The organism is Aquabacterium sp. UBA2148, from assembly GCF_002328915.1.
In the GTDB taxonomy this organism is placed as follows: Bacteria; Pseudomonadota; Gammaproteobacteria; order Burkholderiales; family Burkholderiaceae_C; genus Aquabacterium; species Aquabacterium parvum.
The window spans coordinates 1-14430 of sequence record NZ_DCXA01000277.1; the positions used below are offsets into that span (position 1 = coordinate 1).

Here is a 14430-nt window from a genome sequence, read left to right on the forward strand (position 1 = left end):
GAACAGCTGACGGGGACGGCCGATCTTGTACTCGGGATCGCCAATCATTTCGTCGAGCTGGGCGATCCAGCCGACAGTGCGGGCCAGCGCGAAGATCGCGGTGAACAGCTGCACGGGGATGCCGATGGCGCGCTGCACGATGCCGGAGTAGAAGTCGACGTTCGGGTACAGCTTGCGGGCGACGAAGTATTCGTCTTCCAGGGCGATCTTCTCGAGCGCCATGGCCAGCTTGAACATCGGATCGTTTTCCAGGCCCAGCTCGGTCAGCACTTCGTGGCAGGTTTCGCGCATCAGCTTGGCGCGCGGGTCGTAGTTCTTGTAGACGCGGTGACCGAAGCCCATCAGCTTGGTGGCCGAGTTCTTGTCCTTGACCTCGGCGATGAACTCACCGATCTTCTCGACGCCACCCTTCTTCTGGATTTCTTCCAGCATGTTCAGGGCAGCTTCGTTGGCGCCACCGTGAGCGGGGCCCCACAGGCAGGCCACGCCAGCGGCGATGGCGGCGAACGGGTTGGTGCCGGACGAGCCGCACAGGCGAACCGTCGAGGTCGAGGCGTTCTGCTCGTGGTCGGCGTGCAGGATGAAGATGCGGTCCATGGCGCGCACCAGCACGTCGTTGACCTTGTAGTCTTCGCACGGCGTCGCGAACATCATGTGCATGAAGTTCTCGGTGTAGGACAGGTTGTTCTTCGGGTAGATGAACGGCTGACCGATCGAGTACTTGTAGGCCATCGCCACGAGCGTGGGCATCTTGGCGATCAAACGGATCGCGGCGATCTTGCGGTGCTCGGGGTTGTTGATGTCGGTGCTGTCGTGATAGAAGGCCGACAGGGCACCCACGAGGCCCGTCATGACGGCCATCGGGTGGGCGTCACGGCGGAAGCCGCGCAGGAAGAACTGCATCTGCTCGTTGACCATCGTGTGGTTGGTCACGCGGTTGACGAATTCATCCTTCTGCGATGCGTTCGGCAGTTCGCCGTTGAGCAGCAGGTAGCAGGTTTCCAGGAAGTCGCAGTTGGTGGCCAACTGCTCGATGGGGTAGCCGCGATACAGCAGCTCGCCCTTGTCACCGTCGATGTAGGTGATCTTCGAGTTGCACGACGCGGTCGACAGGAAGCCAGGGTCGTAGGTGAACTTGCCGCTCTGGGCGTACAGCTTGCGGATGTCAATCACATCCGGGCCGATGGAGCCCTTGTAGATGGGCAAGTCCATGCTGGGGCTGCCGTCAGAAAACGACAGGGTGGCTTTCACGTCGGACGGTGTCATGAGCACTCCTAGGGGTCGGTCTTTTGGGAAAAATCGTTGTGGGTCGAGGGCGGCCAGACTGGTGACAACCCGAGGTCGCCATTATGGTCCGAAGTTGCACCGCACCATCACGCATCGGGTGGCGCAGGCGACAGAACATCAAGCCGGAGACACCCTCATCAGAGACAGCACGCGCCTGACTTCGGCGTTGTCCAGCTCGCCCTCCGGCTCCTTGCGGGCCAGCAGCAGATCCAGCAAATCATTGTCAGACAGGTCCATCAATTCAAGCAAGCCCTGTACCAGCGAATTGGTCAGGCTCGCTCCGTGCTGCTCGAAAAACCGATCGATGAAGATGTCGTTCTCGAGCAGCCCACGGCGACACCGCCAGCGAAGACGCCGCAGCACGTCCTCGTCGGGCGTGGCGTTGGCATCAGGCAAGGTGGTGTCGGTCATGGACGCAAGCAGGTTTCAGGATTGGGATCAGACGGCGCGCTTGACCATCAGTTCCTTGATCTTGCCAATGGCCTTCGTGGGGTTGAGGCCCTTGGGGCACACGTCCACGCAGTTCATGATGGAGTGGCAGCGGAACAGGCGGTACGGGTCTTCCAGGTTGTCCAGGCGGTCGGCCGTGGCTTCGTCGCGGCTGTCGGCGATGAAGCGGTAGGCCTGCAGCAGGCCGGCGGGACCGACGAACTTGTCGGGGTTCCACCAGAAGCTGGGGCAGCTGGTCGAGCAGCTGGCGCACAGGATGCACTCGTACAGGCCGTCGAGCTCTTCGCGCTCTTCAGGCGACTGCAGGCGCTCTTTTTCGGGCGGCGGCGTGTCGTTGACGAGGTAAGGCTTGATCGAGTTGTACTGCTTGAAGAACTGCGTCATGTCCACGATCAGGTCGCGGACCACGGGCAGGCCAGGCAGGGGCTTGAGCACCACGGTACCCGGCAGGGTGCGCATGTTGGTCAGGCAGGCCAGGCCGTTCTTGCCGTTGATGTTCATGGCGTCCGAACCGCAGACGCCTTCGCGGCAGGAGCGGCGGAAAGACAGGGTCGGGTCGACCGCCTTGAGCTTGACCAGGGCGTCCAGCAGCATGCGTTCGTTGCCGTCGAGTTCGATCTCGATGGTCTGCATGTAGGGCTTGGCGTCCTTGTCGGGGTCGTAGCGATAGATCTGGAAGGTGCGCTTTTGAGTGCTCATGTTCGATTCCTAGGTGTGGGGCGCTACGAAATCAGAAGGTGCGGACCTTGGGCGGCACGGACTCGACGGTCAGCGGCGTCAGGTTCACGGGCTTGTAGTCCAGGCGGCTGCCTTCGGAGTACCACAGCGAGTGCTTCATCCAGTTGGCGTCGTCGCGGTTGGGGAAGTCGTCGTGGGCGTGGGCACCACGGCTCTCCGGACGGGCTGCAGCGGCCACCATGGTGGCTTGTGCGGCTTCGATCAGGTTGTCGACTTCCAGCGCTTCGATGCGGGCGGTGTTGAAGACCTTGGAGTTGTCCTTCAGGCCGATGGCCTTGACGCGCTCGCGCACGGCGGCGATGCGCTGCACGCCTTCGTCCATGGACTTCTGGGTGCGGAACACACCGGCGTGCTTCTGCATGGTGGCGCGGATCTCGTTGGCCACGTCTTGCGAGTACTCGCCGTTCTTGGCCGAATCGAGGCGAGCCAGGCGCGACAAGGTGTAGTCGGCGGCGTCCTTGGGCAGCGGCTTGTGGTTCTTCGTCTTGAGGTTGGTCTCGACGATGTGGTTGCCTGCGGCGCGGCCGAACACGACCAGGTCCAGCAGCGAGTTGGTGCCCAGGCGGTTGGCGCCGTGCACCGACACGCAGGAGCACTCGCCCACGGCGTACAGGCCGTTGATGATGTCGTTGTGCTTGCCGTTCTTGGGCACGACCACCTGGCCGTACACGTTGGTCGGGATGCCACCCATCTGGTAGTGGATGGTCGGCACCACGGGGATCGGCTCCTTGGTGATGTCGACGTTGGCGAAGTTGTGGCCGATCTCGAACACCGAAGGCAGGCGCTTCATGATGGTCTCGGCGCCGAGGTGGGTCATGTCCAGCAGGACGTAGTCCTTGTTGGGACCGCAGCCACGGCCTTCCTTGATTTCCTGGTCCATCGAGCGGGACACGAAGTCACGCGGGGCCAGGTCCTTCAGGGTGGGGGCGTAGCGTTCCATGAAGCGCTCGCCGTTGCTGTTGCGCAGGATCGCGCCTTCGCCACGGCAGCCTTCGGTCAGCAGCACGCCCGCGCCGGCCACGCCGGTGGGGTGGAACTGCCAGAACTCCATGTCTTCCAGCGGGATGCCGGCGCGAGCCGCCATGCCCAGGCCGTCGCCGGTGTTGATGAAGGCGTTGGTGGAAGCCTGGTAGATGCGGCCGGCGCCACCGGTGGCGAACAGCACCGTCTTGGCGTGCAGCACGTGCACGTCGCCGGTTTCCATCTCCAGGGCGGTCACGCCCACGGCGTCACCGTCGGCGTCGCGGATGATGTCCAGGGCCATCCATTCCACGAAGAACTGGGTGCGGGCCTTGACGTTTTGCTGGTACAGCGTGTGCAGCAGGGCGTGGCCGGTGCGGTCAGCCGCAGCGCACGCGCGTTGCACGGGCTTTTCACCGTAGTTGGCGGTGTGGCCGCCGAACGGACGCTGGTAGATGGTGCCGTCGGGGTTGCGGTCGAAGGGCATGCCGAAGTGTTCGAGTTCGTACACGACCTTCGGGGCTTCGCGGCACATGAATTCGATGGCGTCCTGGTCGCCGAGCCAGTCGGAGCCCTTGACGGTGTCGAAGAAGTGATAGTGCCAGTTGTCTTCGGACATGTTGCCCAGCGAGGCACCGATGCCCCCTTGGGCAGCCACGGTGTGCGAGCGGGTCGGGAAGACCTTGGAGAGGACAGCGACGTTCAGGCCAGCCAGGGAAAGCTGCAGCGAAGCGCGCATGCCGGAGCCGCCGGCACCGACGATGACGACGTCGAACTTGCGGGTGGGGAGGGAGTTAGCGATGGCAGTCATTTCTTACAGTCTCCAGAGCACTTGGATGGCCCAGCCGGCGCAGCCGACCAGCCAGACGATGGTGAACACCTGCAGGGACAGGCGCACGCCAACGGGCTTGATGTAGTCCATCCAGATGTCACGGATGCCGACCCAGGTGTGGTACAGCATCGAGACGATGACCACGAAGGTCAGGGTCTTCATCCACTGCTGGGCGAAGATGCCGGACCAGCTGTAGTAGTCGAGGGTGTCCACGCAGAAGATGACCTGGACGAGCAAAGCGATGGTGAACAGGGCCATCAGCACGGCGGTGACGCGCTGGGCAAGCCAGTCACGCAGGCCGTAGTGCGCACCCGTGACGATGCGCTTGGTACCGTAGTTTTGGGACATGGTTGTTTTCCTGAGGAAGGGCGGGGATCAGGCGGTGGGGCGGCTGTCAGCGGTCAGAACAGGCCGAAGAGCTTGAGGCCCAGCACGGCGGTCAGGCCGAAACCCAGCACCAGGGTCACGATGGCCGACGACTTGCCCTGCTCCTTGGTGACGCGGTGGGTGGCGTCCATGATCAGGTGGCGAACGCCGGAGACGAAGTGGTGCAGGTAGGCCCAGATCAGACCCAGGGCGATCAGCTTGAAGAACCAGCCGAAGTCGCCGGCGAACACCGAGGTGAACTCGTCGTACGAGATTTCCGAGGTGACGCTGTTGTCGAACATCCAGATGATGAAGGGCATCAGCAGGAACATGACGGCGCCGCTGATGCGGTGCAGGATCGACACGATGCCAGCCGGAGGCAGGCGGTACGAGACGATGTCCGTGACGTGGATGTTCCGATAGACGGGGCGTGGGGTTTTCGCGTTGTCTGCCATGTTGTGTGGGCTCCTGCCGAGCGTCAAAAAACTGTCGAAATAAGCCGGCGATTTTAGGGCAATCACCAAGCCCGGTATCTCACCCCTGCCGTCGACATCTTTGAGACAAGCCGCGGCAGCGGCGAAAACTGGGGAATCAGGCACTAACTCAGTTCGTTGCGGTAGTAGTGCCGGTCGGTTCGGTACAGGCCGCGGCGCAACTCGACCGGCTGATCACCATAGGTGAAGGCCAGGCGCTCGACGCTCAGCAACGGGGTGCCAGGCGCCACTTTCAGCAAGGCGGCCACGCCCTCGTCCGCCGAGACGGCGCGGATTTTTTCTTCGGCGCGGATCATGCGCACGCCGAATTCGGATTCAAACAGGCCGTACATCGGGCCACGGTACTCGCTCAGGCGCTCGGCGGTCAGGCCCTTGAAAAGGGGCGCAGGCAACCAGATGTCGTCCAGCACCACGGGCTGACCCGAGAAGTGCAGCACGCGTCGCACCTCGACCACCGAATCTTCGGGGCGCAGCTGCAGCACAGCGGCCACGTCTGCGGGCGCAGGCATGCGACGGCAATCGAGGAATTCGCGGTGGGTGGAGCCTTGGGCTGCGGTGGCAGGCTCGGAGGCCAGGCGCAGGAAGCGGTACTGGACCTGCTCTTCGGCGTGGGTGGCCACGAACGTGCCCTTGCCCTGGCGGCGCACCAGCAGGTTTTCGGCCGCGAGTTCGTCAACGGCCTTGCGCACGGTGCCCTGGCTGACCTTGAAGCGGGCGGCCAGGTCGATTTCGGAGGGAATGGCCTCGCCGGGGCGCCACTCGCCGCCTTGCAGGCTGCGCAGAATCAGGGTTTTGATCTGCTGGTAGAGCGGACTGAACGATGGGGCGTTCAGCGCAGGGCTCGCGGCTGCGGGGGTCGCCGAGACAGGTGCGCCCGAGCCGGCGGGCGGCGTCTGCGAGGCGGCGGTCATGGGCGGAGGGGTCACCACAGCGTGTCTTGTTGTGTCAGAGTGATCGGGTGGATCAAGCTCAAGCTTGGCCGAGCCGCGCCCGGGTCAGGCTCGCTCGAACGGGCGCCATTGCACCACATCTGCAAGTCAAAGTCCATGATCGAATGAAAGATGTCTTATATAAGACAGAAGATCATTGACGCCGCTCGCGCTTGTCCCTAGACTGCCGCGCGACGCTACACTTGCGGTCTTCCTTTTACCCCCTTCTCTCACATCGGAGTTGCCATGAGCAAAGCCCCCGTTCGCGTCGCCGTCACCGGCGCCGCTGGCCAAATCGGTTACGCCCTCCTGTTCCGCATCGCCTCGGGCGAAATGCTGGGCAAGGATCAGCCTGTCATCCTGCAACTGCTGGAAATCCCCGATGAGAAGGCCCAGAACGCCCTGAAGGGCGTGATCATGGAACTGGAAGACTGCGCCTTCCCGCTGCTGGCCGGCATCGAAGCCCACAGCGACCCGCTGCAAGCCTTCAAGGACACCGACTACGCCCTGCTGGTGGGTGCTCGTCCCCGTGGCCCCGGCATGGAGCGCGCCGACCTGCTGGCCGCCAACGCCCAGATCTTCACGGCCCAAGGCAAGGCACTGAACGCTGTCGCTTCGCGCAACGTCAAGGTGCTGGTCGTCGGCAACCCCGCCAACACCAATGCCTACATCGCCATGAAGTCGGCCCCGGACCTGCCGGCCAAGAACTTCACCGCCATGCTGCGCCTGGACCACAACCGCGCCGCTTCGCAACTGGCCGCCAAGACCGGCACCAAGGTTGGCGACATCAAGAAGCTGACCGTGTGGGGCAACCACTCGCCCACCATGTACGCCGACTACCGCTTCGCCACCACCAACGGCAAGTCGATCAAGGACCTGGTCAACGACCAGGTCTGGAACGCCGACACCTTCCTGCCCACCGTGGGCAAGCGTGGCGCCGCCATCATCGCCGCTCGCGGCCTGTCGTCGGCCGCTTCGGCTGCCAACGCCGCCATCGACCACATCCGTGACTGGGCCCTGGGCTCCAACGGCGAATGGGTCACCATGGGCGTGCCCTCGAACGGCGAATACGGCATCCCCGCCGGCATCGTGTTCGGTTTCCCCGTGATCACCAACAACGGCGAGTACAAGATCGTCGAAGGCCTGGAGATCGATGCCTTCTCGCAAGAGTGCATCAACAAGACCCTGGCCGAGCTGCAAGGCGAACAAGACGGCGTCAAGCACCTGCTGTGATGCGCTGATCGGTGAAGGGGCCTGGCCCTTTCACCCCAGCAAGACAAAAGCCGACGGGCCCCAGGCCGGTCGGCTTTTTTCATGGGAGCATGCCAGGGCCTTCGCGCCCCTGCCCTGCCCGTTCAACCTGCGATGCGCAAAACGGAGATGACCTGCGTGAGCCGGCTGGACTGGTCCTTGAGGCTTTCGGCTGCAGCGGCCGACTCTTCGACCAAGGCCGCGTTCTGCTGGGTCATCTGGTCCATGTTGGTGACAGCGAGGTTGACCTGCGAGATGCCATCGGACTGCTCGGAAGCGGCGGTCGAGATCTCGTCGATGATGTCGTTGACGCGCTGAACCGACTCGACGATGGCGCTCATCGAGGTGCCCGCATCCTGGACCAGGGCCGAGCCGGACGAGACCTGCTCGACCGAGGTGCTGATGAGCGTGCGCACCTCTCTGGCTGCTTCGGCCACGCGCTGGGCCAGCGCCCGCACTTCTGCGGCCACCACCGCGAAGCCCCGGCCCTGTTCGCCCGCGCGAGCGGCTTCCACGGCGGCATTCAAGGCCAGGATGTTGGTCTGAAAGGCAATGCCGTCGATGACAGCGATGATGTCTGCGATGCGCTTGGAGCTGTCGGTGATGGCCTGCATCGTCGTCATCACTTGCGAGACAACCTGACCACCTTGCGTGGCGGCGCTCACGGCGCTTTGGGCCAACTGCGTGGCCATGCGGGCCGAGTCGGCGGTTTGGCGGATGGTGCCGGAAATCTGCTCCATGGAAGAGGCGGTTTCTTCCAGGCTGGAGGCGGCCTGCTCGGTGCGGCCCGACAGGTCCATGCTGCCAGCAGCGACTTCGTTGCTGGCCGTCGCAATGCCGTCGGTGCAGACGTGGATTTCATGGACGATGCGGCGCAGCGACTCCTGCATCTCGTGCAGGCTGCCGACCATGTCGGCCACCTCGTCGTGGCCATGGGCCTCGACCTTCTGGGTCAGGTCTCCCGAGGCGATGATGCGGGTGGCTTGCGCAGCCGCCGACAGGGGGCGGGTCACGGAGCGGGTGATGCGCCAGGCGAAAATCGCACCGGTGACCAGGCAGGCCGCGCCCAGCACCATCAGGATCAGGCGTGCCTGTTGCGCTGCGGCGGTGATGGCCTGGTTGGTGGCTTCGGCGACCTCGCGCTGGTGAACCTGAAACGCGTGGATGGCTGCCAGGTAGCGCTCGGCTGCGGGCATCAATTGCCCGTTGAGGGCCTCCTTGGCGCCCGGATCGTCAAGATCGAGCAAGCCGAAGATGTTGTCGCGAGAGGCGATGTAGACCTTGCGGTGATCGGCGATTTCCTGGAACTGGGCGCGCTCGGCGTCGTCGCTGATGGCCGCTTCCAGTCCTTTTTGCAGTTCGCTGATCTCGGCCGAGGTGGCCTTGATGAGCGGCGCGTAGTGGGCTTTGACGTCGGCGTGACCACCCGATTTGGCGATCGCCAGGGTGCGGTTGACGTTCAACAGGGTCAGGGCTTCCCAACGCTGAGCGCTGTTGGCGCGCTCGGTCGCATCGTGGGTGCGCTCGATGCCATCCAGCGTGCTGCCCAGTCGGAGCCATCCCACCAGGGAAATCAAAGCCGCCAGCAGCAGCACCAGGCCAAAGCCCAGGCCGAGTCGGGAGCCCAGTTTCAAGTCGTTGAGTCTCATCGGTTCGTCCAGTCGCGTGTGTCGCCGACCGGCGAGGGAGAACCTGATCCGGATCGGGGTTGCATCCGATCAACCAAGACCGCACGCAACTGCGTAAACTTTCGGCAGTCAGGCGGCTTCACATGATGGCAAGCACGCACCAAGATGGCGCCTGGCGTGACTTTCATCACGGACAAGCCGATCAAAGCACCCTGCCCCCCCGCCAGACCTCACCCGCGCCCACACCACATGTCCACACTGACGTCCATCCACCCTCGCCAAGCCCTCTTTGGCACCGAGCCGCACCCGGCCGCCTTGCCCGTTTGCGATCACTACGCGGGCGTGGAGGAGCGCATGCTCAAAAGCCTGAAGCTGCAGGCCGACATGGCACAGGACTCAGGGCGCGCGGTCTTCGACGTGACGCTGGACCTGGAGGACGGCGCGCCGGTGGGCGGTGAAGCCGAGCAGCTCGACCTGGTCTGCGGCCTCATCAACAGCCCCTTGAATGCGCATGGACGGGTGGGCGTGCGGGTGCACGACCTGCGTCACCGGCATTTCGAGGAGGACGTGGACACCCTGGTGCGCCGGGTCGGCGAGCGACTGGCCTACATCATGGTGCCCAAGATCGACGGTGAGGTGGACGCCGGCCGCGTGCTGCACGCCATCCAGTCGGCGCGCGAACGCCACGGTGTCACGCGCGCGCTGCCAGTCCACGGGCTGATCGAAACCCACCGGGGGGTGCAGGAGGTCGCGAGCATCGCGCGGCTGCCGGGCTTCGAGTCGCTGTCCTTCGGGCTGATGGATTTCGTTTCGGAGCACCGCGGGGCGATCCCGGCATCGGCCATGGGTGCCGAAGGACAGTTCGCACACCCGCTGGTGCTGCGCGCCAAGGTCGAGATCTCGGCTGCGTGTCACGCGGCGCGCATCACGCCTTCGCATGGCGTGGTCACGGAGTTCAAGGACACGCGGGCGCTGCTCAAGGCGGCCACCAAGGCCGCACGCGAGTTGGCCTACACGCGCATGTGGAGCATCCACCCAGCCCAGATCCCGGTGATCCTGGATGCGTTCACGCCCGTGGTGGCCGAGGTCGATGACGCGGTGGAAATCTTGCTGGCGGCCCAGGCCGAGCACTGGGCACCCATCTCTCACCACGGGGTGCTGCACGACCGCGCGAGTTACCGTCACCACTGGTACGTGCTGGAGCGCGCCTGGGTGACCGGGCAGCCGCTGCCGGCGGAGGTGGAGGAACGATTCTTCGGCGGACTCTGATCGAGCGAGTGCGCTGGCCCGAGGGGCAGCCCTCGTTCAGTGCCGCGCCAGTGCGCGCTCGATGAAGTGCCTGGGCACCGTCGGGCGGGGCACGCGCACGTCAAACCAGGCGCGCACGTCCTGCTCCAGCAGGAAGCCGTGCATGAAGTTGTAGATGGCCTTCTTGAGCGCCAGGCCGAGGCGGTCGTGATCCACACCCGTCGGGTCGGTGAAGCCGACGTCGTTGCGGGCAAAACTGCCCTCGGGCAAGGGCATGAGCTCGATGCCGTACTCGGCCGGATTCAGCCCCACGGGCGAGTGCACCGTGCAGGCAAAGCGGTGGAAGAAGCCAGAGTGAATGCAGCCCTGCTCGAAGAGCTGGCGCACGTACTCCAGCGCGTCGACCGTGTCCTGCACGGTTTGCGTTGGGAAGCCATACATCAGGTAGGCGTGCACCATGATGCCGGCGTCGGCGAACGCCCGCGTCACGCGCGCGACCTGCTCGACGGACACGCCCTTCTTCATCAATTGCAGCAGGCGATCAGAGGCCACCTCCAGGCCACCCGATATGGCGATGCAGCCGCTGTCGGCCAGCAGCTGGCACAGCTCGGGCGTGAAGGTTTTTTCAAAGCGCACGTTGCCCCACCAGCTGATCTGCACGCCGCGGCGCAGCAGCTCTTCGGCCAGGGCTCGCAGCACCTTCGGGGGCGCGGCCTCGTCCACAAAGTGAAAGCCTGTCTGCCCCGTCTCGGCGACGATGGCCTCGATGCGATCGACCAGCACGGTGGCCGACGCCGCCTCGTAGCGCGAGATGTAGTCCAGGCTGACGTCGCAGAAGCTGCACTTCTTCCAGTAGCAGCCGTGGGCCACGGTGAGCTTGTTCCAGCGCCCGTCGGACCACAGCCGGTTCATGGGGTTGAGCATGTCCAGCAGCGACAGGTAGCTGTTCAGCGGCAGGCCGTCCCAGGTGGGCGTGCCGACGTCGTTGAAGGGCACGTCGGGCTCCTGCCACTTCCCGAGCTTGACGACACCCGCGTCATCGCGCACGAAGGTGCGCACCAGGCGCTCGCGGCTGCGGCGGCCCTGCACGTGTTCGAGCAAGGCCAACAAGGGGCGCTCACCCGCGTCGAGCGTGACGAAGTCGAAGAAGTCGAAGACGCGGGGCTCGGCCAGCTCGCGCAGCTCGGTGTTGACGAAGCCGCCACCCAGCACGGTGACGACACCGGGATGATGGGCCTTGATGGCCTGGGCGATGCGAAAGGCTGCGTAGACGTTGCCGGGGAATGGCGCCGACAGCAGCACCACCGTGGGTCGGTGGCGAGCGATGGCGTCGAGCGTCAGCTCGGTCAGCGTGGTGTCGATCAGGTTGAGCGGCGCAGCCAGCGCGGCCGCCAGCGGCTCGAAGCTGGGCTGGCTCATGGCGATCTGCTCGGCGTAGCGCACGAACTCGAAGCGCGCATCAACCGCATCACGCAGCACGTCGGCCAGGTCGTTGAGGTAGAGCGTGGCGATGTGCCGTGCGCGGTCCTGCAGCCCCAAGGCGCCAAAGGCCCAGGCCAGTGGGTCGCCGCCGTCGTCGTCGGCCAGCGCGCCAGCGTAAGCCTCCAGCGAGGCGAAGCGCGGTCCTTCGGGCAGGTAGCCTCGGCCGGCGATGCGGTGGGCCAGCGTGGCGTCCGTGCCTTGCAGGAAGGCGATGACGCGGCCGATGGTGGCGAGGTAGGCGTCGGCCTGATCCACGAACGAGGCCACGGCAGCGCTGCGGGCTTTCGCCGGCATGGCGTCGGCCACGGCCCTGACCCGAGACAGGCCCTCGCGAGAGAGCAGTCGCAGCACCAGCGCCAGCGCCAGGTCTTCCTGCTGCGCCTGCACGCCTTGCGACCGCAGGAACCCGGTGAGGTAAGCGGTGGACGGGTAAGGCGTGTTGAGCTGCGTCATCGGCGGGATGAGCGACAACACGCGAAGGGACTCTTGCGTCATGCAGGCGAGGTTGGGGGCTGGGGTGGCGAGATTGTGCCAGCCAGGGTTCAGGCGGCGCTTCGTGAAGGTGTGTTGCCCGCGCCGTGAATCCATCACGTGCATGGCGGAAATGACGGCACTCGCCCCCTGTTGGCGGGGGGTGACGGTGCCCCGCTCAGCAACCCGAACGCCTAGGATCCAAACCGTTGTACATGTTGTAACAAGCGCACCATGAAACCCATCCGCATCGCCACCCTGTCTGTCCTGCTGCTCGCAGCCTTCACCGCCCGCGCCGAATCGCTGGTCGTCAACGGCTCACTCAACGGCAGCATCGCCAACATGGATGTGCCAACCGGCTGGACGGTGCTGGCAGGCACGCCCGACACGATGGACCCGACGAGCAACGTCGGGGTGTCGGGCTGGCTTTCCTTTGGCGTGGCGCCCACCGATTCGCCCGATGGCGGCACCTGGGTGGGCCTGGGCGCCAACGGCAGTTACTTCGAGAGTTTCGGCCAGACCCTCAGCGGTCTGAGCATCGGACAGACCTACACCGTGAGCTGGCAGGCCGCCAACTTCGGGATCAACAACTCGGTCGACTCCTACCTGGGCAGCAACGCGATCGGCGTGGCGCTCGACGGCGCCAGCATCGGCCAAGGTGCGACGCTGAGCCTGTCTTCGAGCTGGGCCACCCAGTCGCTGACCTTCGTGGCCACTTCGGCATCTCAGCTGCTTTCCTTCCGCCTGGCCCAAGCAGACAAGGCCTACCTGGGCATCGACGGCATCTCGGTGACGGCAGGCGGCGTGACCCCGGCGGTGCCCGAGCCCTCGAGCTGGTTGCTGCTGGCCATGGGCGTGGCGGCCGTGGGTGCGATGCGTCGGCGCCAGGGCTGAGCGCCCTCCTCGCGCACCACCTCACCCAGGGCCCTCTTCAGGGCCCTTTGAGTTTGCGCCACAAAGTCGTGCGGCTGATGCCCAGTTGACGCGCGGCTTGCGCGCGGTCGCCGGCGCAGGCAGCCAGCACGGCTTCGATGCGAGACCTCTCGCCCGGCATCGAGCCCGCGCCCATGCTCATGCCCATGGCGCCGATTGGCTGGTGCGCCCCCCCTGAGGCAAACAGCTCGGGAGCCAGGCTGCGCAGCATGTCCCGAGCCTGCTGCGGCGTCTGCAGCCCACGCAGGTCCTCGTCTGCCACGCAAGCCAGCAAGCGCTCGACCACGTTGTCGAGCTCGCGCACATTGCCCGGCCACGGGTGACTCGGGGCCTGCTGCAACAGGGCTGCGAGCAGGGGCGACATCGCCTGCCCGCGCTGCAGCCACACCGAGCGCTGAGCGGGCGCGCCCGCGGCACTCAGGCGAACGAGTTGGCGCTGCAGCAGGGCCTGCACGATCTCGGGCAGGTCTTCGAGGCGCTCGCGCAAGGCGGGCACCTCGATCCGCAGGATGTTGAGCCGGTAGTAGAGGTCGAGTCGGAACGTGCCTTGCGCCACGCGCTCAGCCAGATCCCGGTGCGTGGCGGCGATCACGCGCAGCTGAACGGGCACGGGCTCGGTGGCCCCCACGCGCAGCACCTCTCGCTCCTGCAAGACGCGCAGCAAGCGGGTCTGCAGGGGCAGCGGCATCTCACCGATCTCGTCGAGGAAGATGGTGCCCCGGTGCGCCGCCTCGAACAGCCCGACCTTGCCACCCCGGCGTGCACCGGTGAAGGCCCCTTCTTCGTACCCGAACAGCTCGCTTTCGAGCAGCGCCTCGCTCATGGCTGCGCAGTTGACGGCGACAAAGGGCATGTCACGGCGATCGCTGGCGCGGTGAATGCCTTGCGCCACCAGCTCCTTGCCGGTGCCGCTCTCGCCCAGCAGCAGCACGGTGGCCGGGCTTTGCGCGCAGCGCTCGGCCAGGGCCTGCACGCGCTGGGCAGCGGCACTGCGCCCGACGAAGCCCGACAGCTCGTAGCGCGATCGAGCCGCCTGGTGCGGCTGGATGCGTGCGCGGATGTGCCGGTCGACCCGCTGGATGGAGATCGGGTCCTGCGCCGTGAGCACCGCGCCGGTCAGCACCCCTTGCTCGAGGATGGGCTGGCGGCTGACGATCAGCGCCTTGCCCTTGACGCGCTCGATCGACTCGAGCTCCGGCTGCCCCAGGCGCAAGGTGTTCTGCAGGCTCAGCTCCGGGCAGACGCGCCCGAGCACCTGCCCGATCCAGTCGGTGGGCGCCACACCCAGCCACTGAGCCATGCGTGGGTTGAGCGTCAGGATGCGCTCGCCCTGGTCCACGGCGATGACGCCATCGCTGACC

General features: G+C 65.4%; 13 protein-coding genes. 3 read left to right on the forward strand and 10 right to left on the reverse strand.

From position 1 onward, the window contains the following. From gltA to B2W70_RS15560, 7 genes are all read right to left on the reverse strand, one after another. Positions 1–1266: citrate synthase (gene gltA, locus B2W70_RS15530; protein ID WP_286747027.1), on the reverse strand; the 1266-nt coding region annotated here is incomplete at its 3' end. A gap of 138 nt (positions 1267–1404) precedes the next feature. Next, the gene (locus tag B2W70_RS15535) at positions 1405–1698 is read right to left on the reverse strand and encodes a succinate dehydrogenase assembly factor 2 (RefSeq protein ID WP_286747029.1); all 294 of its coding nucleotides are present in this window, start codon (positions 1696–1698) and stop codon (positions 1405–1407) included. A 27-nt stretch (positions 1699–1725) separates the two neighbouring features. Then, positions 1726–2436, reverse strand: a complete 711-nt coding sequence (locus B2W70_RS15540; RefSeq protein WP_286747031.1) for a succinate dehydrogenase iron-sulfur subunit — start codon at positions 2434–2436, stop codon at positions 1726–1728. Positions 2437–2467: 31 nt separating this feature from the next. After that, positions 2468–4246 carry a succinate dehydrogenase flavoprotein subunit gene (gene sdhA / locus B2W70_RS15545; RefSeq protein WP_058087864.1) on the reverse strand — a complete coding sequence of 593 codons (1779 nt, stop codon included), beginning with the start codon at positions 4244–4246 and terminating at the stop codon, positions 2468–2470. A 3-nt stretch (positions 4247–4249) separates the two neighbouring features. Beyond that, entirely contained in the window at positions 4250–4615 is a 366-nt protein-coding gene (gene sdhD, locus B2W70_RS15550) for a succinate dehydrogenase, hydrophobic membrane anchor protein (RefSeq protein WP_058087865.1), read from the reverse strand. A gap of 53 nt (positions 4616–4668) precedes the next feature. After that, positions 4669–5088 (reverse strand): succinate dehydrogenase, cytochrome b556 subunit, encoded by a 420-nt coding sequence (gene sdhC / locus B2W70_RS15555; protein ID WP_058087866.1) that lies wholly within the window; start codon positions 5086–5088, stop codon positions 4669–4671. A gap of 143 nt (positions 5089–5231) precedes the next feature. Further along, positions 5232–6038, reverse strand: a complete 807-nt coding sequence (locus B2W70_RS15560) for a GntR family transcriptional regulator (protein WP_286747034.1) — start codon at positions 6036–6038, stop codon at positions 5232–5234. Positions 6039–6302: 264 nt separating this feature from the next. On the opposite strand from B2W70_RS15560, the gene B2W70_RS15565 reads away from it, so the two are divergent. Further along, on the forward strand, positions 6303–7289 hold the full coding sequence (locus tag B2W70_RS15565; protein ID WP_137841378.1) for a malate dehydrogenase: 987 nt from the start codon (positions 6303–6305) through the stop codon (positions 7287–7289). Between the two features lie 122 nt (positions 7290–7411). Here B2W70_RS15565 and B2W70_RS15570 read toward each other — a convergent pair whose 3' ends face one another. After that, complete coding sequence (locus B2W70_RS15570) at positions 7412–8956, reverse strand: methyl-accepting chemotaxis protein (protein WP_286747035.1); 1545 nt, start codon at positions 8954–8956, stop codon at positions 7412–7414. A gap of 228 nt (positions 8957–9184) precedes the next feature. Between B2W70_RS15570 and B2W70_RS15575 the strand changes: the two genes are divergently transcribed. After that, positions 9185–10204 (forward strand): HpcH/HpaI aldolase/citrate lyase family protein, encoded by a 1020-nt coding sequence (locus B2W70_RS15575; protein WP_286747037.1) that lies wholly within the window; start codon positions 9185–9187, stop codon positions 10202–10204. A gap of 36 nt (positions 10205–10240) precedes the next feature. Here the strand turns inward: B2W70_RS15575 and B2W70_RS15580 are convergent, their stop codons facing one another. After that, positions 10241–12160, reverse strand: coding sequence for a B12-binding domain-containing radical SAM protein (locus B2W70_RS15580; RefSeq protein WP_286747039.1), 1920 nt, complete (start codon positions 12158–12160; stop codon positions 10241–10243). A gap of 210 nt (positions 12161–12370) precedes the next feature. On the opposite strand from B2W70_RS15580, the gene B2W70_RS15585 reads away from it, so the two are divergent. Continuing rightward, a complete protein-coding gene (locus tag B2W70_RS15585) occupies positions 12371–13030 on the forward strand; it encodes a PEP-CTERM sorting domain-containing protein (RefSeq protein ID WP_286747041.1) in 660 nt (219 codons plus the stop codon). 37 nt (positions 13031–13067) lie between these two features. Here the strand turns inward: B2W70_RS15585 and B2W70_RS15590 are convergent. After that, positions 13068–14430, reverse strand: a 1363-nt coding sequence (locus tag B2W70_RS15590; RefSeq protein WP_286747043.1) for a sigma-54 interaction domain-containing protein, incomplete at its 5' end; no start/stop codon positions are given.